This is a genomic window from Azospirillum tabaci, assembly GCF_014596085.1.
Classification (GTDB): Bacteria; Pseudomonadota; Alphaproteobacteria; order Azospirillales; family Azospirillaceae; genus Azospirillum; species Azospirillum tabaci.
In genome coordinates this window covers 153,003-175,669 of sequence record NZ_JACCJY010000013.1, presented here as the reverse complement: position 1 = coordinate 175,669, position 22,667 = coordinate 153,003, and the positions used below count along the sequence as shown (strand labels likewise).

Sequence of the window (22,667 nt, the reverse complement as noted above, 5' to 3'; positions counted from 1 at the left end):
GGGTTACGCCTCCTTCTTCGCGGGCTTCGCCGCGGCGATGTCGCCGTCCTGCAGGCGGCGCATCCAGTACTGGTCTTCGGGAACCTCGCGGCCCGCGCTGGGCAAAGGCTCCCCCGTCACCGGGTCGCGAACGAGCAACCCGGCCTTGGGCTTCACGAACATGCGTGGCTCCTAGGTCGTGGGGATGGTGAAATCGCCCTCGGCCTCGGGGCGCCCATCGGGGCCGGGAGAGGCGAGGTTCGGGTCGGTCGGGTCGATGGCATCGACGGTTGTGTGGACGCCTTCCAGAGCGGGCAGTGCGTCGAGGTCAGCTCCCTGGCCGGTCATATCGGCCGATATTCCAAGGTCGGCGCCGAAATCGAACTGGTAGTACAGCCGGGCGCGGTCCATGTGGATCACCCGACCGCCCTCGTATTCGATCCAGCCGTGTCTATCGGTAGGACACCAGCCGAGCAGAGCACGCCACAGCGCGGCGCGAAGGTCGTCCAGCTCGTCGGCGGCGGCCTGCCCGCGCTCGTCGGAGCGGTTGGACACCACGACCACCACGGCGAAGGCGTCGCGAATGTCCTGCTCGTATTCGTTCTGGCCCTTGACCGCTTCGGCGCTGTCCTCCAGTGGCAGCACGTAGGCCGCCGGCACCGTGAGGTTGCTCGCCTCGGGGATCGGCTTGAAATCGGCGGCCCCGGCCACGCGGTTCGCGAAGGCGGGACAGCGCGCCCGCAGGCGCTGAATGATCGGGGACAGCTTCATCGCGGCACCAGCGAGTCACGCAGCGCGGAGCGGAGCAGCTTGCGGATCGGCTCCTCGTGGCGGTGCAGGGCTTCGTCCATAAACGGGCGGGCCTCCATCTTCTCGGTGCCGAAGGCAAGGAAACGGGCGTAGAAGATCCGGCGCGGCGCCGGACCGACGGACATCGACAGGCCGTCCTTGTCCAAGGTCCGGTAGTAGATCGACCGTTGCAGGGCGCCGGTCAGCTTGGCCGGCGGCGATCCAGGGGCCGACGCGCGGTGCAGAAAATCGCCCCACACCCGATAGCGGCGCCCTGCCCCCTTCTTCTTTCCGGCCAGCTTGCGGCCTTCGCGCCGCACCAGCGCGGCCCCGGCGCGCACCGCCTTGCGGAGCTTGCGGCGGTCGAAGTCGATGGTCCGATGCCCGAGCAGCCGCTCGTGCAACTCGATCATGGGACACCCCCCAACTCCTCGACGTCCAGAACGGTGAATTCTCGCGCCGTCCCTAGATCCGCCGACCGTTTCACCCGGTAGCGTCTGCCGTCGGCGTCGATGACGTGTTCGGCGGTGACGTCCTGCCGACGCCGTATCGTGATCCGGTGCGTGACCATGTTCCCGGTTTGCACGCTCCCATAGTAGATGCCGCCGCCGACCGGCTCGACCTTGGACCAGACCCGAGCCACCTCGGGGAAGCTCTGATCGATGCCGTCCACGACGTCGGGGAACTCCTGCCACCGCCGGATCACCGCCCGGCGGTTCAGGTCGCCTGCCGATGGGCGCTGCATTACGCGACGCTCAGCTTGCGGTGCGGCCACAGCAGCCGCTCGACGGTCGGGTTTACCGTGTGGCTGGTGCCGACGATGGATGCCTCTCGGTTGGCGTAGAGGTCGCCAAGGATCAGCAGTATCGCAGCCTTTACAGAAGCCGGCACAGGCACCTCATCGCCGTCGACGTTGGTCCACGGCACTGGACGGTTCAGGACCTGCGCGGCAAGGTCTTCGGCAGCGGCAAGCTTCAGATCGATGTCGGCGTCGTCATCCGTGCCATCGACGCGGAGATGCGCCTTCGCCTCCTCCAGAGTGACGACGCTCATGGATCACCCCTTGGCCTTGCTCGTGACCTCGGCTTTGTTCGCCGGCGCCCCCTCAATCTTGTCTTCGGGTACCGGCCCCTCCGATTTCTGGCGCTCCTCGTCGCCGTCGTCCGCAAGCGCCTCCAGGGCGCCAAGGCGCAGTAGGTTGGCGGCGTCGATGGGGAACATCTCCCGCAACTCGCCGGGTCGATAGAACCGGTCCCCGTCCATCGGGCGCAGAACGCGGTAGGTCTTCTTGTCGGCCATGTGGCTCTCCTGATAGGGAAGAGGCGGCCCGTAAGCCGCCCCGCCCGATTACGTCACGCGGCCGAAGTCGCCGTAGATGAAGGCTTCCGGCCGGTAGACGGCCAGGGCCAGCCGCTCCTCGCAAAGCATGGTGACGAGGTTCTTGACGAAATCGTCCTCGTTCTCCGTGGCGATCTCGACGCGCGCCAGCCAGCGGTCGAACACCTGGGCGCCCATTTTGAAGGCGCCGGTCAGGAACTTGTCGACCGAGATGGCCTGGGTCGTGACCACCGGCAGCCCCCAGAGCGTCGGGGCGATGGAGCCCTGCGGGTTGCCGATGATGTAGCGGCCCTCGCTGTCCTTCAGGGTCTCGATCCAGGCCCAGTCGATGGGGTTCAACACGTGGCCGGTCGCCGGCAGTTCGGCGAGGGCCGCCTGCAGCATGGCGAGGCGCAGGACGTCGATGCTGGTCGGGCTGGTCAGGGTGATCGGCGCGCTGTAGGCGGTCGCCTGCGGGATGATGCCGAGCAGGTTCTGGCCGGTGCCGTCGCCGTTCAGGAGCTGCGTCTCCTCCTTATAAGCCAGCCCGTAGCGAAGCCGGCCGTCGATGTAGGAGGCGAGCTGGGCCGCGTCATCGAGGATCTGACGGGACGCCTTGGCGTGGTGCGCGATGACCTTGGCCGTGGTGGTCACCAGATCGAACTTGATGTCGGATTGCGGCTTCGCCGCGCCTTCCGCCACCATGCCGGCGTTGTTGGTGAAGCCCGTCTCCTTGACGTACTCCAGCGCGTTCCCGTCCATGCGGCCGGGCGTCAGGAGGTCGCGGATGGTCATCCGGCGGTTCGGCAGGCCGACGATGCCGGGGATGCGGGTGGTCTGCACCAGATCTCCCGCGGCGCCCGCCGTGTCGGTGGTCGCCGAGGTGATGGTGGCTTTCACCTGAAAGTCGACACGCCCGCGCGGCTGGACCTGCCCCAGGAAACTCTTGACGCGCTCGTCCTCCACGAACTGCTCGCCGAGGGTCTTCTGCTCGTCAGTGCCCTGCTTCTGACTGCGGGCGGCCTTCTGTTCCAGCTCGGCCAACTGCTCGGCGATGGCGTTCAGCTTCAGCAGCGCCTCGTCGGCCTTCTCCTTGGTGGAGGCGGCGACCTTGCCGGTCTCCTTGGCCTCGGTCAGGGCCTTCTCGGCGATGGTCTTGGTCTCATCCAGCGCCTTGTCGAAGGACGCCTTCACCTCCGCGGCCAGCTCGGCCGCGCTCTTGTTCTCGCTCATGTGGGGGAACCCCTGGATGATTGGTGGGTCAGCGGCTCAGCAGGGCCGCCAGGAACTCGGTCGCATCACTCGCCTTCGCCTCGGGCTCCCCCCGAAGATGCGGCGACGCCTTGCCGGCGATGGCCGCAGCAAGGCTTTTCGAGAAGCCGCCTGCATCCCGCAGGAACTCCTCAAACTCACGGACGGTCGGCAGGCTGCCGGCCTCCAGAATGGATTTCACGGAGGTCACCCGCGCCTGGATGTTCATGGGCATGGTGACCAGCGAGATTTCCCGCAGGTCCAGCTTCTTCAGCCGATAGACCCCGCGGCGCTTCTCGTCCTCGACCATCCCGCCGGCCGGGATGCGATAGCCGATGGACATGCCGCCGAGCGCCTTCGCCTTCAGCAGCCCATGGGCACGCTTGGCGAGCGGGTCGTCATCGATCAACAGTTGCCCGCGCACGTAGAGGCCCTTCGTGTCCTCGGCGATGTCCTTCCAAATGCCAATGGGCTCCCGCTGGTCGTGCTGCCAGAGCATGGGGATGGCCCGGCCATCAGCCTTTGCCTTCACCACGCTCTCGATGAAGGCCCCCGGCTCAACCACGTCGCCGCCCTGATCGACGTTGCCGAACGTCGAGGCGTAGCCCTCGAACTCGCCAGCGTCGCCGGTGGACTTGGTTTCCAGGGCGAAATCGAAGGTCTTCATGGCTTGGCCTCCACGGGCTTGCTACCGCTCTGGCCGGTGCCGGCCTGCGTGATCGGAACGTTCTGCATCTGCATGCGCGGCACGTCGCCGCCCTCCACCGGTGGCAGGTTCTCCAACGCACGCACCTCGTTGATGACCATCACGCCCTTGTCCAGCATGACGCCGTAGAACTGCGCACGCGCCGCGCTGTCGCCGCGCAGCAACCCCTCAAGGTTGAACTCAACCGTGATCCCGGCCGCCCGATCCTGTGGCGTGAGAAGCTGCTTTTCGATGGCCTGCTCGATACGCTTCAGCCGGCGGCGCAAGGTGAACTTCTGGAACCCTAGGGTCTGTTGTTCCAGGCCGGTGCCCCAGGATGTCGATTTTTCCGTATGACCCACCATGAACGGTGGAACGCCGAAGAACCGGCATATCTCTTCGACTGAAAAGCCTCGCGATTGCAGCATCTGCGCATCTTCTGGCTTGATCGTGATGGCTTCTAGCTTGCTCCCACCCTCATTGATGAAAGGACGCCCAGTATTGACGGCGCCGATGTACTTCTCGGTCAGGCTCGTCTCGGCGATCTTCCTCTGTTCATCGGTCAGAAATTTATCGAAGGTCAGCGCCATTGACGGTCGCATGCCGTTCTCGAACATCTTTCCGGCCGCCCGATCAATGGCTGTCGCCAAGCCGAAGGTATGCCGACCGAAAGCCAACGTGGAATGCCCGCCAAGCGGAGAGCCTCCGAACCCACGGATGTGCAGCATGTCGCGCTGCATCACCTCGTGGGTTTTCCCGTCCTCTGACCAGCGGTATCGCAACTCGCCAGACGCGGAGCGATCCACCGTCATGATGCTCGGCTTGATCGGCGTCAGCGCGACCACCCGGCCGCCGGCCCGGCTGATCGGCGCGTAGGCATTGCCCCACAACTCCATCCCGGACACCGCGTATTCCCAGAAATCGACTGCAGTCTGGTCGGCGTTCGGACTGTCGTGCAGCACGCGGTAAAGCGGGTGATCCTTAGCCACCTCGCGGTCGCCGTTGGCGTTGGTCCGGTAGACCATCAGCGGCAGCGACGCGATGGTCCCAGCCAGCAGGTTGGTGCAGGCCCATACAGCCGACAAAGCCAATGCGCTGGTTTCGGTGACGACCTCGCCAGCATGGCTCGCCGCACCTTGCGGCGCCCATCCAGTCGGGTCCGTCAAGGACAGGGCCTTGCGCACGAAGCCGGCCATTTTGCGCCATAGGTTCATCGTGCCCTCGACAAACTTGCGAAGAAGTTGTTGATCCCACCGCCGCGGGCTTCAGGGTTCGTTGCCATCAGCGCCACCGCGTCGAAGACCGCCATCAGCGGGTCGATCTTGGCGTTCCCGCTCGCCTGCTTGGTGATCGACACGGCGTTGCCCTTCGGCTCCGCCTTGGCGTTGCCCACCGACCAAGCCATGAGAGGGCGCCCGCCGTGCACGATGTCGCCGCCGGCCAGCTTGCGCTCCGTCGTCTTGATCGCGCTGTTCAGCTTCCAGCCCTGCGGGATGCCGATAATCCGCTCGATGTCGATGCCGCGACCGGTCAGCTCGTCCACGATATCGCCGATGCCAGCGGCGTCCACGCCGATGCCCTTGTCCGCCAACAGACCAGCGTGTTCGACCCGCATCACGATGTCGGCGACCGCGGCGACGTCATCGCCGGGCTGGTCCACAATCGCCAAATCCCCGTCGTCCTGGAAGCCGAGCAGCCGGGCCGCTTCCTGCTTGCGCCGCTCCAGAACGATCCTGTGTGCCCACGCCTTGTTCCACAGCAGCCACTTCCGTGTTTCCCGGCACCGGCCAAGCACGGTCAGGCCGAGCAAGTCGTCCAGGCCGCCGCCGTCGATGCCGACAACCACAACTTCGGAGCGCTCCAGCAGAGCCTCCAGCGTCAAGGCGCGGTCGATGTTCGCCGGCTTGTCCCAAAAGTCCGCCCCGGCCCATCGGTCGGACCGCAGCGCCAAGCCGATTTCAACGTTCAGATGCTTGGACAGGAAGCCGCGCAGCGACTCCTCACCGGCCGCCGCCGCCTTGTCGAACTCACGCTCCAGGAACTCCTCATCGACCGATGCCCCAAGGTTCGGGTTGGTGACGTAGAAGTTCGCCTTGTTCCGATGGCCGTCCTGCTTCAGAACCCGTTCCGGAAACTCGTACAGGACCGGCAAGAACCGCTTGTCCTGGATCCGGCCGTCCCGAACGCCGCGGGCGTATTGCAGCTTCTGGCGGAAGACGCCGGCCGGCGGGTCGTCGCTCTGCGTCGTGGCGTAGATCACGAAACCTTCTGGCCTCGACGCCAGACCACCAATCGCCTCGCGCAGCATGTTCTCCGCGTTGGGCCGCTTGCCGAACAGCCATAGCTCATCCACCAGCGTGCCGATGGCCTTCTTGCCGGATACCGTGTCGCTGTCCGCCGCGATGACCTTCAGCGTCGCCTTGGTTTGCCGGTGTGTGATCGTCCGGACGTGCTCCTGAACGTGCAGGAGGTCGGTCAACTCGGGATCGGCGCGGATCATGTCGCGCGCCGGGAAGAAGCTGTTGTTCGCAACCTCGATGGTCGGGGCGATGATCTGGAATTCCCCCGACAGCCGCCAGTTCCGCAGCAACGCCGTCATCATGATCCCGGAAGCGCCCGTCGATTTGGCGTTTTTCTTCGAAATCAACAGGAGGTATTCGGTAATCAGCCGCCGCCCGCTGTTCGGGTCGTAGGAACCAAAGATCGACGCGACGAAATCCTTCAGCCAGGGCCGCGCCGCATCGCCCATCATCGGGCTGCCGGGCGCATCCACGATCCGGAGCTGGTTGAACACGTCAAGCGCCGCTTCGGCTTCCGACGGAAATAGCGGGGCGAATGGGATCAGGCTCTGCCTGTTGAGGATGCGATCCTCCCAATCCGGGCAGGCCGTGGTCCAGTCCATCGCTTACCTCGTGTTGTCCACCGCCAGCTTTGGCGGAGCCGGCGGGGCGAAACGGCCTTGCGCCGCAGCCTTCGCCGCCTCCTCCTTCTGTTCCTTCTTGCCCGCCACCGCTGCTTCCATCTTCGGGTGCTGGAAGGGCATCGCCGCTATGGCCAGCCGGATTTTCGCGTCCATCGGCGCGTCGTCGCGGTTGATGACGTCCATGGCGAAGTCCAGGGCCGTTTTGAACCGCTTGGACTCTGGGGGCGCAGCCTCAAGCGTGCGCTCCACCGCCTTTTCCTGCTTGCTGGCCTTGGTCGCTCCCTTGGGACGACCAGCGCCCGCCCGATAGCCGCCTCGCGCCATTTGATTTACCTCCGCTCACCACCCTGCAAACCGTTGACATCACGCGCTGAAATTCAAACGCGCCGGCTGTCCGGAAATCAAACAGGGGGATATTTTCTCTCGATGAGTGGGGTCGCGGTCTTCAGCCACGACGCGCTCCGAACTTTTACCGCCCCCCTCCCGTCGTCCGTTGCGCCTTATGCCGTATAAGGCAGCGCAACTTTCTTTCGCGCCTCCTACCCCCGACGGGCGAAGCCCTGATCCCGCGCCGTACGCCCCGAGTGGCAGGGCCTGCACAGTACCCGGAGGTTGGAGCGCTCAAGCCGGAGGTCAGGACGATCCTGCACGCTCTCAATGTGGTCCACCTCAGCGAAGGGCGTGGTCGCCGTGGCTTCGCTCTTGCGCAGGACCACCAGCGTCCCGCACCGTTCACATCGACAGCCGCGCTCTATGACCACCGCGTCCCGCAGCTTCTGCCATTCGCGGTCGTAGCCGCGCTGGTGCGCGCTTCCACGCTGCCGGTCAAAGAAGCGCTTGCGGTCCTGTTCTGTATGGGGCGCCGGGATGAACACCCTGCCGGTGCGGGGCTCAAGAGTGCCGATACGGGAGCCAAGCGAGCGGAGCTTGCCGGCCATGCTTCACCTCCCGGTCATCCGGACCACAATGGCCACCAGAAGGACTGCACCAGCACCAGAGGCCAGGGCGATGATGGACAGGGTGTAGGCGGTCACGCCGGCTCTCCCATCAGCGGCTCACCCCCGATGCCTTCGGGCCATGCCGTCGTCTCGGTGAGGATGGCGTCAGCGCGGCGGGCGCGGGCCTGGGCGTCGATGCGGCGTAGCTCGGCGTCGTGAGCGTCGGGGCCACAGGTGCAGCCGTCTCCCGTCATGCAGGTCTCGGCACAGCGTCCGGTCATGGCGTGACCTCCATTTGTAGCCTGTAGGATACGTTTTCCATTGACGTCATGTAGCTCACAGGCTACATTGTTCCTATGAAGACGATCCGCACCACTCCCGAATACGACGCTTGGTTCGCCGGTCTCCGCGACACCCGCGCTCAGGGCCGCATCGATGTCCGCCTGCGCCGCCTGTCGCTGGGCAACGCGGGTGACGCCAAGTTCTTCGACGGGATCGGGGAACTCCGCATCGACTACGGCCCCGGCTACCGAGTGTACTTCGTGGAGCGCGGTGACGTGATCGTCCTGTGTGGTGGCGATAAGCGGACCCAGCCCCGCGACATCAAGACCGCTAAGAAGCTGGCAGAGGAGTATTGACCATGGCAAAGGCTACCAAGGTGTGGGACCCGGCGGAACGCCTCACCACACCGGAGGCAATCGCCGACTACCTCGATGCCGCCCTGGAAGATGGCGACCCGAAGGTCATTGCCGCCGTCCTGGGCGATATCGCCAGAGCCAAGGGCATGGCCGACGTGGCGCGGACTGCCGGGCTGTCCAGGGAGAGCCTGTATCGAGCGCTCAGCGAGAACGGCAATCCCTCCCTTGCCACCGTGCTTGCGGTGACAAAGGCGTTGGGCATCTCTCTGTCGGCGCGGCCAGGGGGCGACGCAGACGCCGCCTAACGCCTTTGCCCCATGCGCTGCCGCGCCGCCTCGATGACCGCGACCATGGAGGCCAGCACGCCGGAGGGGATGTCCAGGAGGGAGAGCATCAGGCGTCACCGGTGGCCGGGCGGGTGCGGAGCGCGCTCTCGATGCGCTGCAAAGACCCGCGGACGTCGTGCACGCTCTGCTCCATGCGGGCCATGCGCTCGCGGAGGTCGTCGTGGTCGTCCACCCGTTCCTTGAGTAAATCCAGGGACCGGGCGAGACCGTCGATCATCGCGTCACGCTTGGCGGCATTCCAGCTCATGCGGATCATGAACCACAGGAGGCCGGCTAAGGGCACGGCAGCAGCGCCGGCCATGGCGAGGAGGTCGGATGGCTGCACGGCAGTGTCCTTGGTGGGGGATCAGCGGGCGCGCACTGGGGGAGAAGCGACCGGGGCATACCGATGCGGCGCGCGCCCGCTGAACTCGGGGGAACGTTCGTTCCGAATGGGGAAACGACGAAACCCGCCGCGGATTTCTCCGGGCGGGCTACGCTTAGCGCTACGTGGTGCAACGTACCACCAAAGATGCGTTACTATTCCCCATCCGTCAAGCACAATTCCTGCCACCTTTGGCATTTCCTCTGCCCCGTTTGCGCAGGTCGCAGTAGAGGCTCATGGCCTCCCGGAGCGCGTCGGCGACGGAGCCGTTCCGCATGCAGCGGGCGGCCTCCACCTCGTTGCAGGTCATGCCCTCCACGATCACGTCGAGCACCGGGCCGGTCTGCCAGCGGCGGGAGTCCTTGCGGATCCTCCTGGCGGCCATGGCCCGCTCCGCCATGGCGTCCACCCACGCGTTGTAATCCTCCTGCACGCGCACGGCCCATTCCGTCTCGGTCTCGCCGTCGGAGCGGCCGGGGCCGCCCAGGCGCTCCATCGAGCACGCCTTCAGCCCCATGCCGGCGATGATGATCGTCACCGCGGAGCGGATCAGGTGGGCGGCGTCGTACTGCTCCTGCGAAAGCCCGCGCTCCGGGCCGCGATTGAGCAACAGGACCAGCGTGTCAGGGCGGAGCTTGGCGCGGGTCTGCGCCGTGCCGCGGTCGTTCTCGTGGACGTCCACGACAATCCCGGTCTTTCGGTCCCGGTGCCGCCCGAAGCCGTCGAGGAAGTCCGCCCGCGCCTCCTGGCGCATCAGCTCGCGCCGGGCCTCGTCGGCGGCGATGGCCTGCTTGACGGCAAGTCGCGTCCGCTCGGCCTTGGTCAGCACATCGGTCGCGGCCAGTGCAGTTTCCATTCTCAGCCCTCCATGCGGCGCGCGTGGGAGGCGGCCGGCGGTTGCTGCATCGCGCTCCATGGCGTGTTGGGGCGTTCGATCTTCCGGAAGCCGGCCAGCCCTTCGGCGACACGGCGGCGGGCGGCGGCGGTGCTGTCGTCTCGCACCTGGCGGAGGTCGTCACGCTCGGCGGGCATGGCCTTCACGGGGCCTTCGGAAAGGGCCTGTAGGGCGGCCTCCTTCGCGGCGGCGGCGGCGGCCAGTTCCGCCGGGGTGCGCTCGCGCGGCGCGTCGGACGGCTCTGCGGCGCGGGCCTTGGCGTCCATGTCGGCGCGCATCTTGGCCGTGCGGAGGCGGCGGAGGCGGTCGGAGCGCTCCCGCATTTCAGCTTCGGCGCGGGCGCGGATGTCGCCGGGCGTCGGGAGGTTCCGGTAGGCGTGCCGGTCAACGGTTGCCTTGACCGCATCGGCCAGGATGTCGCCGGGGATGTCGGACAGGGCGTCGCGGTAGCCGCGCACGATCTCCGCCACCTGGGCGCGGCGCACGCCCGGCTGTCCGCCCTGCTGTTCGGTCGGTTCCAGCGGGACAATCCCGAACCGCTGCACCCACTCGACCAGCGGCTTCATCGCGATGGCGAAGGCTTCCGGGCTGGCCGGCGCGGCGTGCTGCTCGGCGGCGGCGATCAGTGCCGGGAGCTTAGTGCGCTCGCCAGCCGGGACCGGCTCCGCAGGCGTCCAGCTCTGGAGCCACGATGTCGCAGCCGTCAAGGATGCCGCCAAGGCCGGAGTCAGGGTCGAATTCGAACGAGCGGGCAGCGGGACGACGTTGCTGGGCGGCAGGCTGTCGAGGCTTTCGGTCATCGTAACCCCCTTCGAGGAGCTTGTTCGCGTTCTTGGGCTTGAGCATGAAATCGAGGTCGGCGCGCCAACCGCTGGCGTTCTCGCCGGTCAGGAAGGGGCTGCCGCGGACCCGCTGGCAGAACTCCGTCCAGCGCTCGAGGCTGCCCTCGAACGTGTCGTGGAGGCGGCGGCGCAGGGCGGCTTGGCGGCCCTTATCCAGGCCGCGGGGCACTGGCAGCACATCGCCGCACACGTCCCGCCAGATGGCGGCCATGGCCTTCAGCGTCTCGACGGAGGCGGTTTCCGTGCGATCCAGCTTGATCAGATCCGGCTGGGCTTCGTCCGCTGGCTCGGCGGCGACATCCCTAGAGGCGTCAGCCTCTAGGGTAAGTTCTTTCCCTGTATTCTCTTTTGTATCGGTCGCGTATCGGTCGCGTATCGGAAGCGTATCGGCTTCCGTATCGGGAAGCTGCTTAGCGATACGCGCCGGAACCTGATATTCGTCGTATTTGCAAATGGTTAGGATAAGGCGACCGTTCTCAACGATACGCGTCACCATCGTATCGGTTTCAAGACGGTCGATGAACCGCTGCACCGTGCCGAGAGACCAACCCCAAGCTTCCGCGAGGTAGCGGTAGGCGCAGCACAGTTGCCCACGCTTCAGGTCAACCCACTTCCCGCCGACGTTGGAGCGCGTGTCCTTCCAGGCGGCCTCTTCGATCAGCCAAGCCCAGGCCGCTCGCTTGCAGAACGGGTCGCGCTTCCCGCCAAGGGCCGGGTTGTCCATCCACCCACGGTGCATGAGGTAGTAGCCGGTCATGCGGCGGCCCTCCTGCGCTGATACTTCATCGCGTCCCACCACGCGGCGACGACATGGGAGGCGTCATGCCATGTGATGGCCGAGCGATAGGCGACCGGGCGGCCAAGGATCGCCTCAACCACCTGACGGGCTGACAATCCGCTCCGCCGCGCCCACGCGCAGTGCTCGGCGGCAACTTCAATTGCGGTCAGTCGGCTCATGGCGCCCTACTCCGCCGCTATGGAGGGGAGGACACCGACGAACAGGCCAAGGGACTCCAGGCGGACGCGGATGATCTCGGCGATCCACGCGCCCTCGTCGCTGCACTGCTCGTAGTCGCTGGCTCCCTGTGCGTCGGCGAGGAGCGCCGGGAAGGCCCGCAGGAAGGCAGCGTTCATGATGCCGCGCTGCCGGTCGGCGCTCTGCACGATTGGCGAGAGCCAATACAGGCAGGCCAGCACCAGGGAGCGCGGGTACATGCTCACGCCGTTCTTGGTGACGGCGAAATGGACGATGCCATCCACGGCGGCGATCAGCAGCCGGCGCGTGGGCCACGGGAGATCTCGGAAGTGGTCATCGAAGGCGACGATCAGATCGCGCATCACCGGGGCGTAGGCCGCGGCCATGCTCGGCGGGGCCTTGCCTTCAGCAAGCGCGGTCGTGACGACGCAGTTGAGGATTGACGCGGGGATGGCGTTCTCGACGCGGGCCTTGTAGTCGGCGTTGTTACGGACCAGCGCGGGGATGCGGAAGCCGGCGGGCTTGGTCATGCGGATGCACTCCCCTTGCGGCGGGCGGCGCGCATGGCCTTCACATCCTGCGCGAGAGCCGCGGTGATGAGCCTCTGGAGATCCCGGCGGCGGAACATCCGCTTGCCCTTCGGAGCCGCGTCGGCGGCCCGCTTGGCTTCGTCCAGGTCGGCTTTCGTGATGGAGCGGCGGGGCTTCATGGGCGGGCCTCAGCGCGCATGTGCCCATCGGCGCCGGCAATGAAGGAGGTCGGCAGGTCAGCCGGCCAGTCGGCACGCCCGGCGCCTGGGGAGATGTGCAACTCGGTGCCCGGCGGGAACTTCGCCGAACGCTGAATGCGCTCGTCGCCGCACGCCAGACCTTCGGCCATGCGTCGCACCGGGTCGAACACCTCGCCGGTCTCCGGATCGAAGCCGTCCGGCTCCTTCGCCTTGCTGGCGGCGATGGCCTGCTCAATCGGCGTCGGCTCGGTCTCGGAGGTCACGACACCCAGCCGCGTGCCGGTCACGTTGGCGTACAGGATCAGGTCGTTGATGAACTCCGCTTCCTTGTCGTTCGTGTCCTTGCGGCGGATGGCGACCAGCTTATCCAGGGCCTTGACGTTGAAGCCCGCGCCCTTCACCTCGGCGCGAAGCTCCTTCAGGTCCTCCTTCAGACCGTCGATCTCGTCCAGAAGGCGCTCCATGCGGTCGGCGAACTGCTTGATCATGTCTTGAGCGGTGGCGGTCATGCCTGGATCTCCGTGATGCGGATGCCGTAAAGGGCTTCCACGAGGCGTTTCTTGAGCCGGTAGACCGGGGTCCGGACGCCCTTGACGTCCTCCGTCACGGTCTCGCCAGCCCGGCGGTATTCGAAGTCGGCAATCCACTTCCCGATGCGGATGCCGTTGACGGTGATCTCGTAGGGGACCTGGAGGCGCAGCCCGGCGATCAGCCCGGCGCGCTCCTCCAGCTTCAGCGCAGCGTACCGGGCGGCCTCGGCCTTGCTGTCGAAGGTGATGCCGTCCACCGGGGTCTTCTCAGCGCCGAACTTGTTGGCCCGCCTCTCGGCCAGCACCTCGTCCCGGATGCGCTCGGCCAGGCGCACGTTGCCGATCTGGCGCTGCGCGTCAGGCCCAAGGCGGGCGAGGTCGGAGGAGGAGAAGCGCGCCGACATCAACCGTCCGCCTTCTTCCGCCGGCCGGCGGCAGAGATGGCCGCCCGTGTGTTGGCAGACACGCGGCGCTTGGCGGTGCCAGACCGGCGGGCGCGGGCCATGGCCTCCAGCTTTGCGGTAGCCGCAGCCAGATCGCCGGGCTTGATCGTCACCACCGGGACCAGCTTCTCGGCGACGGCCCGGCGGACTTGCTCCGCCATGTCAAGGGCGGCAGCGCGGGCGCCGAGAGGGCGGGCCATGGTCAGGGCGGTTACGGGGTCCAGGGCACGGTGATGCATCACACAGCCTCCCCGGCCTGAGCCTTGCGGCGCTCCGGCTCCGGACACCCCAGCGCCAGAAGGACCGAGCGGGTGAGCGGCTCGAAGGCCACGGTGCGGGACTTCTGCTTGACCGGCGGCAGAGCGTCGAACTTGTCCCGGTCCCCATCGCTGTCCAGGCGGAGCCGGTAGGCGTTGTGGGCGACGGCGGCGACCAGCTCGGGCGTTACGATCGGGAGCGACATCACGCGGCCTCCCGGCGGAGGCGGGCCTTCAGCGCCCCAATGACCGAGACACGGCGGCCAGCCAGAGAGCCACGGCCTGAACCGCCGCTCGCAATGTCTGCCGCAAGGTCCGCCTGCTCGGCGGAGAGCTGGGTGTCGAGGGCGGCTTGCCGGGCGTCGAGGCGGCGTTCATGGATGTCCTTCACGGTGGCGATGGGGTGGATGACGCGGGTCACGAACGCCATGCCTTCGCGGGCGATGATGGTGACCAGATGCTTTCCGGTGGGGCCGGTGCTGAGCCACTGACCGGCGGTGCGGCGGCAGACGCCATAATCGGCGGCAATGTTCTCACGCACCTTGCGGTCGTCGTACTTGTCCCGGAAGTAGCGGCGAAGGAGACGGGCCAAGTCCTTCATCTTGTCGGCAGCTTGGGCAACCTTGCTGCCCCGGTTGGGGCGCACAACGCCCTGAGATTGAATGTCCATGTAATCCCCCGATTACTACGATTGAGGCATGACGAACGACCCAAAGGCCGCTCAGGTCGCCTCAGCTATTGTGACTTTGCTCCGTCTGCTGGCCCGCATGGCGCCGCGAAAGGCGCTGCTGTGCCTGGAGCTGGCGGAGCAGTTGGAAACTGAATTCGCGAAGGAGCCCTGACCGATGGCCCGACCCTGTCCGCCGAATGGACTGGCCCGCGCCGCGTGGTTCCGCGAGACCGCCGCCGAGGTCGAAGAGACCGACCCGAAGCAGGCGATCTACTGCCGGGGCATCGCCGACCAGATCGAGCGGCGCGAGATGGGCGCCCTGCCCCTGGTCCGGCTGATGCACGACCAGAGCCCCAACCAGAGCTGAGGCGCGAACGTGGCAGGCCATCACCCCACAGAGGGACCCCGCCCACACCCATGCACCCGTGACACCGGCCCGGAAGGACCGGTACGCTCGGCGCGTGATATGCTGGAGGGGAACCCTGTGCCCAGCGCCAGCGGCGAGGCGCGCGGCGAGGAGGCAGGCGTAGTCAGCCATGGCCGGGCCTCCTATGCGCGGGCTTCGTGCTGGGGCGGGCGGCGGCGCGGCTTGGCCGGCGGATACAGATCGGGGCGCAACGCGGACCGGGATACTTTCCCTCCCGTCGCCTCCTCCACCTGGATCACGCGTTCCGGCGGGCACCTCCGCCACTGAGAAATGGCTTGGCTGCTGATTTGGAGGCGGCGCCCCAGTTCTGCCGGTCCACCCACTGCCGCTATCGCTTGAGAGAGAGCATGGTCTTTCATCCCCCTAATGTAAGCGACGCTTACCTCACTTTGCAAGCAAGAAACGTAAGCGACACTTGCGTTGAGTTCCGTAAGCCGAACTTTCACAGTCTGGCTTTGCCGCTTCCGGAAAAGCCAGCGATCATGGACCTGCCGAAGAGCTTACGAGACGCGCGGAAAGCCAAGAAGCTGACCCAAGACAAGGTGGCCACCCAACTTGGCGTGTCCCGCCCAGCCGTAGGTCAGTGGGAAAGCGGCGAGACAACTCCGGAACCGAAGAACCTTCTCGGGCTCGCTCGGCTCTACGGTCTTGACGTCGAAGCACTAGCCGATCTTCTCCCAGGCGGGGCGGCAGCCGTCTTTCGAGCCTACTCCGCGCGCAATCACGCCATGTCTGCCGCGGCTCATGACCTCACGGACGAGGAATGGGGCTTGGTGCTGATATATCGTCAGCTTCCCGATGAGGATAAGGCGTGGCTGTGGGAGCAGATCCATCGAGAAGCACGGAGGGCCGGCATCTCTCTTGATGACGCTGGACAGCAGCCTGAATAATCCGGGCCACGGCCTCGGGCGGCAGCCTCCGCAGCGCTGCCACCAGGAGACGTTCATCGCTAGACAACATTGCGCCATGCGGCGGCGCCCCCTCAGCTTTCCCCAACCGTTCCTCAGCGCCGGTCATTACGCTTCCCCCAGAACGAAAAGTGAACAAACCTTGTCACAGATGCGCGAGCTAGTCCACCGCTAGCTTGACGGCTGTCCCATTTGAAGGACTTCAATCCTGCTATGGCGGCGCGCGCTGATCCCGGCGGGGAGCGGGGCAAACATATGCGCGTATGCAATAATGGGTTCCCAATTCCACACCTCTCGTGCAACAGTCACCAATGCCGCCGGTAAGGTGCGGACGGTGAGTTGCGGCCTTCAGCGCTGATGCGCCGCAGCAATACCCGGTGAGGTGGGACTCTGAGGGCTGGGGCGGGAGTCACGATCCCTAACCAGTCCTTCCGCCTTTGGGCTTAGGCGGGAATGAACTCTACCGAGTGCCCTTCTGCTATTGGTAGAGCTTTTTTATTTCATACCCGTAACCAACGCGAACTTAGCCGCATACTGAAATATGTAAAATCCCCGCAACCCCTTCATTTCCCTTAAGGTTGCAAGCGTATGCCCTTGGGGTGCGGCAGGTTGACGCAGGCGTTAGGCTGAGAATGGCACAGCGCATCCATGTGATGAACATCACATGCCCGGCGGCCACCCCAGGGCAAGCAGCCAGCCCGCCGCTGAAGTGCAAACCCGGAAACGCGAAGGGCGCCCGAAGGCGCCCCGGAGAGACAGTGCGCGGCCTATTCGCTGGCCGGCGGCGTGATAGTGGGCCATAGATTGGCAATCTGTTCACAAGCGGCTTCAATGTCCTTCATCCGCTGCTTAACAGATTTGGCACCCTCGTGAATGGTCCCGGAACCCACGTCGATCACAAAGCTGATGCGATGATCCACCGCGCCGTCGTCGATATGGAACCACCGAAAATACTCCTGCAATCCTGCGGAAATATACCCAGCGCAATCGGTCGTTAGGCTGCTTGATGATGGGAAGTGCAACTTCACGCCACCAATCGTCGGCTTTCCCTTGGTGTTCTTCCCGGTCAGGATAACCTCTGGACGGACGCTGATATCGACATTGCGTATGCGCAGTGACTGAGATTGCTGAGGGGCCAGCTTTGGGGTTGCGCCGAAAAGATTAATATCATCAACAATGTTGATGAATTTGTCGATAGCCTCGATGTTGCCGGAATTTCTTCTCTGCTCATAAGTATTTGCCGGAACCTTCTGGTCTAATACTGCAATACGCTTTTCGAGAATGCTTTGATCCGACAGACCGTTTGCTATAAATTGCGAAATAACCTCTTGCGCATCGCGATAGTATGTTGTAATGTACGGCGGCGGGTACTTCTGATCCCTGATGATCCGGGTTTGTCTCGCCGCTTTGGCAACAATGTATTCGCTCAGCTTGTTTATGGACATGCGCGGGTCGTTATTCGCCTTAGCCATCATGCATTCCTATGGATGAGGGGTGAAATCATGGAAGAGTTCTTCGCCGAGGCCGTGATATCGGATAGGCGCTCGCTATGCATCGGACCCATCACTCGAGAAGAGGCAAGCAACATCGAAGGCGGCTCGACGTCATTGGGGATTGGCCTTTATCTGTTGTCCATAGACAGAACCGATCCATCCTCCCCTCCGGAAGTGCTTGCTCAGTTAACGTCTGATGAGGCCGCGAAGAAACTGGCCGCTATCCTGCGCGCCGTAGGGGGGCGGTAACCCCCTCTGCCAAATCACCTACAGCGGATCCCTCGCCTATCCGCTCCATCACCCTCGCCAGGATTTCCGCCATGGCGTCGGTGGCCTCCAGCGGCACGCCCGGCCATTCCGCGGCGATCTTGGTGAGTCCGTTCATCCCGGCCTTGATGGTTGCCAATGGGTCCGCGCTCATCATGCAGCGCTCAAGGACAAGTAGCTCCACCAGCAACTCCAGGGCCGCCACGCGGGCGGACAGGTCTTCGGCCATCTTCCCCTCCCTCACCTCAACCACGCGGGCTTAGCGGCCCGGCGCCAGCTCGGGGCGCTTTCCCCTGAGTCGCAGCAGATCAAAGGCCAGCCATAGGGCCTGCGGGATGGCGTAGACGCTCACCGCCTTGAGCGGGGCGAACGCCCCTTCATCAGCGAGCCCCATTCCGCCGACCAGGGCAGCGATCAGCAGCGACACCGCGTTGGCCAGCACCAGCTTCCTGGCGCCGCCATCCCAGCTCTTCAGAAGCCACAGCATCAAAGCCCTGAGGAAGAAGGTTGGCACGAGGCCGCCGACCATCTGAGCAACAACCGCCATCGACACATACCCTCGCATGAGCGCCCGACGTCACGCGCCACCGTGACGAGTATGGGCGAGATTGCGCCTCTCCGACAATGTAAGCGTCGCTTTCATTTTTTTGTTGCACATCGCCGTAAGCGTCGCTTACTATTCCTCTCACGCCACCCCTCTTCGGGATCACCGATCAGCCGGATGGGGTGGCGGTTCCTCCCTAGACTCACCGCCGGGCCGCGCTCCATCCAGCAGCGCCCGGCGGCCTTCTCGGGGAAGGGAATTCAACGAGGGGGAACCGATGACCGCCACCGAACGCGCCGCACAGAGCCGCCGCATCGTCTCCAACCGGCTTTACGCCGACGCCTACAAGCCGCAGCCCGCGACCGCCACCACGCCGTACCAGAAGCCGCGCCTGTCCGCCTACTGGCTGGAGCAGAAGTGCGCCGCTGATTACGCGCTGGACGCCACGGCCTGACCACCACAGCACACGGGGGACACCAACATGACCAGCACGCCGAAGTTCATCACGCTGACCGACACGGACGGCAACAAGGAGCGCGTCAACGCCGATCACATCACTTGGTACACCGCCAATCGCAAAGGCGGATCGCGCGTCCTTCTGATCGACCATGACAGCGCGAATTACTACGCCGAGCCCCCCGAGCAGATCGACGCGATGCTGGGGGTGGACGGTACCAAGCGGGTTAGCGACGCCGATAGGGCTTCCATCAGGGCCGTGGCGTTCTGGGAAGCTATGGCCGCCGTCGCTGACATGATCGACCCGGACAGCGACCCGAAGTGGCCGACAAGCCCCGCTGCCGTCCGTATCGCCAAACTCCACAAGGCGGAATGCGCCGCCCTCTCTGCGGCCACCGGCACGGGAGAGGCGTGATGACCAGCGCCCCCAACTACTCCCCGGCCCCGTCTCTGATCGACTGGCTGAACCGCGGCGGCCTCGCCGATGTCCGCGAAGGGGCGGAGATGTTCGCCGCCTTCGCCGACTTCGGCCAGATGTTCGGCGAGCCTGACCGCGGAGACGCCGAGTTCGCGGCCATGCTCCACGGTCGATACCTGGACCTGTTGGCCGCCTGACCGCTCCTCTCGCTCCACACGCCCGCCGGATACCGACAAACAGGAGACAGCCCATGAAGATCAAGCGTGTAGTCGTGTGGTTCTCCTGCGGCGCTGCCTCTGCCGTCGCGGCGAAGCTAGCGCTGAAGAAATACCGCGGCGAGCACGAGGTGGTGATCGCATACACCGACACCGGAGCCGAGCACCCGGACAACGAGCGGTTCATGGCCGATTGCGTCAGGTGGTTCAACGCGCCAGTCGAGGTGCTAAAGAGCCCGGAGTTCGCCGACACATGGGCGGTATGGGAGAAGCGGAAGTTCGTCTCCGGGATCAGCGGGGCTCCCTGCACTGGCGAACTCAAGAAGGCTCCGCGGTGGGCATTTGAGCGGCCGGGCGACCTGCATGTCTTCGGCTTCACCGAGGAGGAGCGGCGCCGCTCTGATCGCTTCCGCGAGCAGAACCCGGATGTTTGGTTAGAGACGCCGCTGATCGACGCCGGGCTGCGCAAGGCCGATTGCCTCGCCATGATCGAGCGCGCCGGGATCGCTATCCCTGCAGTCTATTTGCTCGGCTTCCAGAACAACAACTGCCTGCCGTGCCCGAAGGCCACCAGCCCCGGCTACTGGAACCGGATGCGCCGCCACTTCCCAGAGCAGTTCAACCGCATGGCCGAACTGTCCCGCAGGCTCGGCGCCAGGCTGGTCCGGGTGAACGACGAGCGCCTGTTCCTGGACGAACTGGACCCGGCCATCGACTCCAGCGAGGTCGAGCCAGACATCGAATGCTCAATCCTCTGCCACATCGCCGCTCAAGACATCGCCGCCTGACCGTACGCCAGCGGCCACCCCGCCGCCGGCTACCGAGAGCGGATCACCGGTCCGCTGCCGATAGCCGAGACACCAAGGGAGACCCCCTATGCTGATGACCGAAGAACAGGCCCGTACCAAGTGGTGCCCGAAGGCACGGGCCTCTGACCAAGCCGAGCCCCCGCTTTCCATCAATCGCGTGCGCACCAACAAGCCGGATGGTGATTGCCTTTGCATCGCCTCAGACTGCATGGCGTGGCGGTGGGCCGGCGAGAAAACCGCTTACCAACGCCTCGTGGGGCGCAATGACCCGACGCCGGAACCGCCGTGGGCGCCGACTGGTCGCGTGTCGACGGCCGGACGGGAGGTCTGGGAAATGGATGCTGGGAGCCGCCAAGGCTTCTGCGGCGCCTTCGGCAAGCCGGAGGCCGCGTGATGCGTGACATCCCGATCATCTTCAGCGCGCCGATGATCAAGGCGCTGCTTGCCGGCAGCAAGACGCAGACGCGCCGCATCCTGAAGCCGCAGCCGAAGACGTTCGCGGTCGATGACAAAGGAACGATGTGCGACGTCGGGCTACAGCACCTCGAAGGCGACCCGCGTCCGCGCATCTGGCTCTGGAAGAACGGCGCGGGCGTGCTGACCGAACAGAAGGTGCGCTTTGCGGTCGGCGACCGGCTGTGGGTCCGGGAGACGTGGGCCGAGACGTGGGAGAAGCGCCCATGGTATCGCGCGACGCCTGAAGACGGCCTCCACCCTATAAAGCCGATCCCCTCCATCCACATGCCCCGCCGGGCCTCCCGTCTGACGCTGGTGGTGGAGGGCGTGAAGGTCGAACGGCTCCAGGATATCAGCGAAGAGGACGCGCGGGCGGAAGGGGCGACGCAGCGCGACACCGGTTTCCGCGAATGCCAGATGTCGGTCGATGGTGGCCAGACATTCCAGACCGCACGTTGGCCTGCTGACTCTTGGCCCATGAATTGGGAGGAAGCCGAGCACAGAGCCCGCACCAGCCCGTACGCCAAGCGCCTCGCGGACTGCGCCCTCGGCTCTGCGCGCATGGCATTCGCCAACTATTGGCGGCGCCTGCACGGAGATGACGCCTGGGCTGCTAACCCGTTCGTCGTCGCCCTGACCTTCACCGTCATCCGCTCGAACATCGACGCCATCCCCTCGCAGGAGGCCGCGTGATGCGCTCCGCCCTCGAAGACCCCGCCGTCAGCGGCCCCATCGCGGAAGCTGACATGGACGCTGCCGAGCTTGCCTTCGTGATCGTCTTCACCAGAGCCGCCGCCATCGTCTTCACCACCATCGGCCTCGGCCTGTATGCGGCCGTCAACTTCTTCCTGCCGTGAGGGACACGCCATGACCGCAATGCTCTCCACGCCGATCCGCGCTCACAGCACGGACTACATCGACACCCTCTACACCGTCGCGGAGTCCCTGGAGGAGCAGCCGCAGAAGCTCTACGGCGCCATCCGCTCCGTGGTCGATACCGTCCAGGAGTGCCGGGACGAAGTGTCCGCCGCCATCGAGGCCCACCCGGAAGTCGCCGCCGCCCTCCTGCCGACGCTGACCAAGCTGCGCCGGCTCGCTCGCACGGGGCACTGAGCCATGGCCTGTCTCCACCGCCTTGCTCCAGACGAGCGCGCCGACCTGATCGAGGCGCACCGTCACGCCGCAGCCCTGAAGGCCATCATCGACCGGGTGTTCGCCAACGCGTCCCCGGACCTTCACGACGAGATGACGTGGCTCGTCGCCAACGTCACCGATGCCGCCTCCGACTTGGCCGGCATCGTCTCCAACACCGAGCCGATGAGCTTCCGATGAACGCGATCACCCGCATCCACGCCGACGATGCCGCGGAGAACCCGCGCGCCGTGATCGGCAGCAACGGCGCCCCGGAGCCGACCCCGTTCGAGAAGTCCGAAGCCGAAGTCTCCAAGCTCTACGACGAAGCCGCGCTGTGGCTCGACGGTGCAACGGTGGACAGCCAGGAATTGGCGGACGGCATCGCCAACCTGCTGAACATGATCCGCGCCGCGGAGAAGGCCGCCGACGCCGCCCGCAAGGCAGACAAGGAGCCGCACCTGAAGGCCGGGCAGGCGGTGGACGCCGCCTATAAGCCGATCCTGGAGAAGGCGAAGCTCGCCACCGACGCCTGCAAGAAGGCTCTGGCCCCGTGGCTGGAGAAGCTGGAGGCGGAGAAGCGCGCCGCCGCCGAAAAGGCCCGCCAGGATGCGGACGAGAAGCGCCGCGCCGCTGAGGCCGCCATCCGCGCCCGTGACGCCGCCAATCTGGAGCAGGCGGCCGCCGCCGAAGCGCTGCTGAAGGAGGCGCAGAAGGCCGAACGCGCCGCCACCAAGGCGGAGAACGACGGCGCCAAGGCCGGCAACGGTCAGTTCGGCCGCGCGGTCTCCCTGCGCACCATCCACGCGCCGGTCATGACCGACCCCCGCGCCGCCGTCCTGCACTACTGGGCCGCCAACCGGGACGAGATGACCGCCATCCTCCAGGGCTTCGCCGAGCGCGACGTTCGCGCCGGCAAACGCGACATCCCCGGCTTTGAGATCCGCACCGAACAGAAGGCCGTCTGAG

Annotated in this window: 44 protein-coding genes; 15 read left to right on the top strand and 29 right to left on the bottom strand. The window is 65.7% G+C overall.

Translation table 11 applies throughout. From position 1 onward, the window contains the following. Positions 1–3: 3 nt before the first annotated feature. The 13 genes from H0B54_RS14260 to H0B54_RS14200 form a co-directional block, all read right to left on the bottom strand. Positions 4–162: a DUF2635 domain-containing protein gene (locus H0B54_RS14260; protein WP_188260868.1), complete on the bottom strand. Its 159-nt coding sequence runs from the start codon at positions 160–162 to the stop codon at positions 4–6. Positions 163–171: 9 nt separating this feature from the next. Continuing rightward, positions 172–750: a phage tail terminator protein gene (locus H0B54_RS14255; protein ID WP_211109374.1), complete on the bottom strand. Its 579-nt coding sequence runs from the start codon at positions 748–750 to the stop codon at positions 172–174. Further along, positions 747–1,181: an HK97-gp10 family putative phage morphogenesis protein gene (locus tag H0B54_RS14250; protein ID WP_188260867.1), complete on the bottom strand. Its 435-nt coding sequence runs from the start codon at positions 1,179–1,181 to the stop codon at positions 747–749. The genes H0B54_RS14255 and H0B54_RS14250 overlap by 4 nt, the downstream gene beginning before the upstream one ends. Beyond that, the gene (locus H0B54_RS14245) at positions 1,178–1,513 is read right to left on the bottom strand and encodes a phage head closure protein (RefSeq protein ID WP_188260866.1); all 336 of its coding nucleotides are present in this window, start codon (positions 1,511–1,513) and stop codon (positions 1,178–1,180) included. Before H0B54_RS14245 ends, H0B54_RS14250 begins: the two co-directional genes overlap by 4 nt. Further along, positions 1,513–1,821: a head-tail connector protein gene (locus tag H0B54_RS14240; protein ID WP_188260865.1), complete on the bottom strand. Its 309-nt coding sequence runs from the start codon at positions 1,819–1,821 to the stop codon at positions 1,513–1,515. The genes H0B54_RS14245 and H0B54_RS14240 overlap by 1 nt, the downstream gene beginning before the upstream one ends. Before the next feature lie 3 nt (positions 1,822–1,824). Beyond that, positions 1,825–2,067 carry a hypothetical protein gene (locus tag H0B54_RS14235; protein WP_188260864.1) on the bottom strand — a complete coding sequence of 81 codons (243 nt, stop codon included), beginning with the start codon at positions 2,065–2,067 and terminating at the stop codon, positions 1,825–1,827. A 48-nt stretch (positions 2,068–2,115) separates the two neighbouring features. Continuing rightward, positions 2,116–3,318, bottom strand: a complete 1,203-nt coding sequence (locus H0B54_RS14230) for a phage major capsid protein (RefSeq protein WP_188260863.1) — start codon at positions 3,316–3,318, stop codon at positions 2,116–2,118. 28 nt (positions 3,319–3,346) lie between these two features. Then, positions 3,347–4,003, bottom strand: a complete 657-nt coding sequence (locus tag H0B54_RS14225; protein ID WP_188260862.1) for an HK97 family phage prohead protease — start codon at positions 4,001–4,003, stop codon at positions 3,347–3,349. Beyond that, a complete protein-coding gene (locus H0B54_RS14220; RefSeq protein WP_211109373.1) occupies positions 4,000–5,217 on the bottom strand; it encodes a phage portal protein in 1,218 nt (405 codons plus the stop codon). The genes H0B54_RS14225 and H0B54_RS14220 overlap by 4 nt, the downstream gene beginning before the upstream one ends. Before the next feature lie 14 nt (positions 5,218–5,231). Next, on the bottom strand, positions 5,232–6,923 hold the full coding sequence (locus H0B54_RS14215) for a terminase large subunit (RefSeq protein ID WP_188260860.1): 1,692 nt from the start codon (positions 6,921–6,923) through the stop codon (positions 5,232–5,234). A 3-nt stretch (positions 6,924–6,926) separates the two neighbouring features. After that, positions 6,927–7,268, bottom strand: a complete 342-nt coding sequence (locus H0B54_RS14210) for a hypothetical protein (protein WP_188260859.1) — start codon at positions 7,266–7,268, stop codon at positions 6,927–6,929. Between the two features lie 215 nt (positions 7,269–7,483). Then, positions 7,484–7,882, bottom strand: coding sequence for an HNH endonuclease (locus H0B54_RS14205; RefSeq protein ID WP_188260858.1), 399 nt, complete (start codon positions 7,880–7,882; stop codon positions 7,484–7,486). 92 nt (positions 7,883–7,974) lie between these two features. After that, positions 7,975–8,163, bottom strand: a complete 189-nt coding sequence (locus H0B54_RS14200) for a hypothetical protein (RefSeq protein ID WP_188260857.1) — start codon at positions 8,161–8,163, stop codon at positions 7,975–7,977. A gap of 75 nt (positions 8,164–8,238) precedes the next feature. Between H0B54_RS14200 and H0B54_RS14195 the strand changes: the two genes are divergently transcribed. Continuing rightward, complete coding sequence (locus H0B54_RS14195) at positions 8,239–8,520, top strand: type II toxin-antitoxin system RelE/ParE family toxin (RefSeq protein ID WP_014241542.1); 282 nt, start codon at positions 8,239–8,241, stop codon at positions 8,518–8,520. 2 nt (positions 8,521–8,522) lie between these two features. After that, positions 8,523–8,825, top strand: a complete 303-nt coding sequence (locus tag H0B54_RS14190; RefSeq protein WP_188260856.1) for an addiction module antidote protein — start codon at positions 8,523–8,525, stop codon at positions 8,823–8,825. A gap of 88 nt (positions 8,826–8,913) precedes the next feature. Here the strand turns inward: H0B54_RS14190 and H0B54_RS14185 are convergent, their stop codons facing one another. From H0B54_RS14185 to H0B54_RS14130, 12 genes are all read right to left on the bottom strand, one after another. Further along, complete coding sequence (locus tag H0B54_RS14185) at positions 8,914–9,192, bottom strand: hypothetical protein (RefSeq protein WP_188260855.1); 279 nt, start codon at positions 9,190–9,192, stop codon at positions 8,914–8,916. Between the two features lie 208 nt (positions 9,193–9,400). Continuing rightward, entirely contained in the window at positions 9,401–10,087 is a 687-nt protein-coding gene (locus H0B54_RS14180; protein WP_188260854.1) for a hypothetical protein, read from the bottom strand. A gap of 2 nt (positions 10,088–10,089) precedes the next feature. Then, positions 10,090–10,833 carry a hypothetical protein gene (locus H0B54_RS14175; RefSeq protein ID WP_188260853.1) on the bottom strand — a complete coding sequence of 248 codons (744 nt, stop codon included), beginning with the start codon at positions 10,831–10,833 and terminating at the stop codon, positions 10,090–10,092. Further along, positions 10,763–11,725, bottom strand: a complete 963-nt coding sequence (locus tag H0B54_RS14170; RefSeq protein ID WP_188260852.1) for a hypothetical protein — start codon at positions 11,723–11,725, stop codon at positions 10,763–10,765. The genes H0B54_RS14175 and H0B54_RS14170 overlap by 71 nt, the downstream gene beginning before the upstream one ends. After that, positions 11,722–11,925 (bottom strand): hypothetical protein, encoded by a 204-nt coding sequence (locus H0B54_RS14165; protein ID WP_188260851.1) that lies wholly within the window; start codon positions 11,923–11,925, stop codon positions 11,722–11,724. The genes H0B54_RS14170 and H0B54_RS14165 overlap by 4 nt, the downstream gene beginning before the upstream one ends. A 6-nt stretch (positions 11,926–11,931) precedes the next feature. After that, on the bottom strand, positions 11,932–12,474 hold the full coding sequence (locus H0B54_RS14160; protein ID WP_188260850.1) for a hypothetical protein: 543 nt from the start codon (positions 12,472–12,474) through the stop codon (positions 11,932–11,934). Beyond that, the gene (locus H0B54_RS14155) at positions 12,471–12,653 is read right to left on the bottom strand and encodes a hypothetical protein (protein WP_188260849.1); all 183 of its coding nucleotides are present in this window, start codon (positions 12,651–12,653) and stop codon (positions 12,471–12,473) included. Before H0B54_RS14155 ends, H0B54_RS14160 begins: the two co-directional genes overlap by 4 nt. Beyond that, positions 12,650–13,183 (bottom strand): DUF2312 domain-containing protein, encoded by a 534-nt coding sequence (locus H0B54_RS14150; RefSeq protein WP_188260848.1) that lies wholly within the window; start codon positions 13,181–13,183, stop codon positions 12,650–12,652. The genes H0B54_RS14155 and H0B54_RS14150 overlap by 4 nt, the downstream gene beginning before the upstream one ends. Then, on the bottom strand, positions 13,180–13,608 hold the full coding sequence (locus tag H0B54_RS14145) for a DUF1064 domain-containing protein (RefSeq protein ID WP_188260847.1): 429 nt from the start codon (positions 13,606–13,608) through the stop codon (positions 13,180–13,182). The genes H0B54_RS14150 and H0B54_RS14145 overlap by 4 nt, the downstream gene beginning before the upstream one ends. Further along, entirely contained in the window at positions 13,608–13,886 is a 279-nt protein-coding gene (locus H0B54_RS14140) for a hypothetical protein (protein WP_188260846.1), read from the bottom strand. Before H0B54_RS14140 ends, H0B54_RS14145 begins: the two co-directional genes overlap by 1 nt. Then, positions 13,886–14,110 (bottom strand): hypothetical protein, encoded by a 225-nt coding sequence (locus tag H0B54_RS14135; RefSeq protein ID WP_188260845.1) that lies wholly within the window; start codon positions 14,108–14,110, stop codon positions 13,886–13,888. Before H0B54_RS14135 ends, H0B54_RS14140 begins: the two co-directional genes overlap by 1 nt. Continuing rightward, the gene (locus tag H0B54_RS14130; protein WP_188260844.1) at positions 14,110–14,574 is read right to left on the bottom strand and encodes a hypothetical protein; all 465 of its coding nucleotides are present in this window, start codon (positions 14,572–14,574) and stop codon (positions 14,110–14,112) included. Before H0B54_RS14130 ends, H0B54_RS14135 begins: the two co-directional genes overlap by 1 nt. A 28-nt stretch (positions 14,575–14,602) precedes the next feature. Here H0B54_RS14130 and H0B54_RS14125 point away from each other — a divergent pair, with 28 nt between their 5' ends. Next, entirely contained in the window at positions 14,603–14,746 is a 144-nt protein-coding gene (locus H0B54_RS14125; protein ID WP_188260843.1) for a hypothetical protein, read from the top strand. Positions 14,747–14,749: 3 nt separating this feature from the next. Next, entirely contained in the window at positions 14,750–14,941 is a 192-nt protein-coding gene (locus H0B54_RS14120; RefSeq protein ID WP_188260842.1) for a hypothetical protein, read from the top strand. Between the two features lie 182 nt (positions 14,942–15,123). Here the strand turns inward: H0B54_RS14120 and H0B54_RS30530 are convergent, their stop codons facing one another. Further along, positions 15,124–15,360, bottom strand: a complete 237-nt coding sequence (locus tag H0B54_RS30530) for a transcriptional regulator (protein WP_188260841.1) — start codon at positions 15,358–15,360, stop codon at positions 15,124–15,126. A 123-nt stretch (positions 15,361–15,483) separates the two neighbouring features. On the opposite strand from H0B54_RS30530, the gene H0B54_RS14110 reads away from it, so the two are divergent. Further along, positions 15,484–15,891, top strand: a complete 408-nt coding sequence (locus H0B54_RS14110; RefSeq protein ID WP_188260840.1) for a helix-turn-helix transcriptional regulator — start codon at positions 15,484–15,486, stop codon at positions 15,889–15,891. A gap of 785 nt (positions 15,892–16,676) precedes the next feature. Here the strand turns inward: H0B54_RS14110 and H0B54_RS14105 are convergent. The 3 genes from H0B54_RS14105 to H0B54_RS14095 form a co-directional block, all read right to left on the bottom strand. Continuing rightward, a complete protein-coding gene (locus H0B54_RS14105; RefSeq protein WP_188260839.1) occupies positions 16,677–17,384 on the bottom strand; it encodes a hypothetical protein in 708 nt (235 codons plus the stop codon). Positions 17,385–17,622: 238 nt separating this feature from the next. Then, positions 17,623–17,898 carry a hypothetical protein gene (locus tag H0B54_RS14100; protein WP_188260838.1) on the bottom strand — a complete coding sequence of 92 codons (276 nt, stop codon included), beginning with the start codon at positions 17,896–17,898 and terminating at the stop codon, positions 17,623–17,625. A 30-nt stretch (positions 17,899–17,928) separates the two neighbouring features. After that, entirely contained in the window at positions 17,929–18,216 is a 288-nt protein-coding gene (locus H0B54_RS14095; protein WP_188260837.1) for a hypothetical protein, read from the bottom strand. A 274-nt stretch (positions 18,217–18,490) separates the two neighbouring features. Here H0B54_RS14095 and H0B54_RS14090 point away from each other — a divergent pair, with 274 nt between their 5' ends. The 10 genes from H0B54_RS14090 (at position 18,491) to H0B54_RS14045 (ending at position 22,666) form a co-directional block, all read left to right on the top strand. Beyond that, positions 18,491–18,667, top strand: coding sequence for a hypothetical protein (locus H0B54_RS14090; RefSeq protein WP_188260836.1), 177 nt, complete (start codon positions 18,491–18,493; stop codon positions 18,665–18,667). A 27-nt stretch (positions 18,668–18,694) separates the two neighbouring features. Beyond that, positions 18,695–19,084 (top strand): hypothetical protein, encoded by a 390-nt coding sequence (locus H0B54_RS14085; RefSeq protein ID WP_188260835.1) that lies wholly within the window; start codon positions 18,695–18,697, stop codon positions 19,082–19,084. Continuing rightward, complete coding sequence (locus H0B54_RS14080; RefSeq protein WP_188260834.1) at positions 19,084–19,284, top strand: hypothetical protein; 201 nt, start codon at positions 19,084–19,086, stop codon at positions 19,282–19,284. The genes H0B54_RS14085 and H0B54_RS14080 overlap by 1 nt, the downstream gene beginning before the upstream one ends. Positions 19,285–19,337: 53 nt before the next feature. Then, positions 19,338–20,090: a hypothetical protein gene (locus tag H0B54_RS14075; protein ID WP_188260833.1), complete on the top strand. Its 753-nt coding sequence runs from the start codon at positions 19,338–19,340 to the stop codon at positions 20,088–20,090. 88 nt (positions 20,091–20,178) lie between these two features. Then, positions 20,179–20,505: a hypothetical protein gene (locus H0B54_RS14070; protein ID WP_188260832.1), complete on the top strand. Its 327-nt coding sequence runs from the start codon at positions 20,179–20,181 to the stop codon at positions 20,503–20,505. After that, a complete protein-coding gene (locus tag H0B54_RS14065) occupies positions 20,505–21,260 on the top strand; it encodes a hypothetical protein (RefSeq protein ID WP_188260831.1) in 756 nt (251 codons plus the stop codon). Before H0B54_RS14070 ends, H0B54_RS14065 begins: the two co-directional genes overlap by 1 nt. Further along, entirely contained in the window at positions 21,260–21,424 is a 165-nt protein-coding gene (locus H0B54_RS14060; protein WP_188260900.1) for a hypothetical protein, read from the top strand. The genes H0B54_RS14065 and H0B54_RS14060 overlap by 1 nt, the downstream gene beginning before the upstream one ends. A 10-nt stretch (positions 21,425–21,434) precedes the next feature. After that, positions 21,435–21,680: a hypothetical protein gene (locus H0B54_RS14055; RefSeq protein WP_188260830.1), complete on the top strand. Its 246-nt coding sequence runs from the start codon at positions 21,435–21,437 to the stop codon at positions 21,678–21,680. 3 nt (positions 21,681–21,683) lie between these two features. After that, the gene (locus H0B54_RS14050) at positions 21,684–21,899 is read left to right on the top strand and encodes a hypothetical protein (protein ID WP_188260829.1); all 216 of its coding nucleotides are present in this window, start codon (positions 21,684–21,686) and stop codon (positions 21,897–21,899) included. Continuing rightward, positions 21,896–22,666 (top strand): hypothetical protein, encoded by a 771-nt coding sequence (locus H0B54_RS14045; protein ID WP_188260828.1) that lies wholly within the window; start codon positions 21,896–21,898, stop codon positions 22,664–22,666. The genes H0B54_RS14050 and H0B54_RS14045 overlap by 4 nt, the downstream gene beginning before the upstream one ends. Position 22,667: the final 1 nt, after the last annotated feature.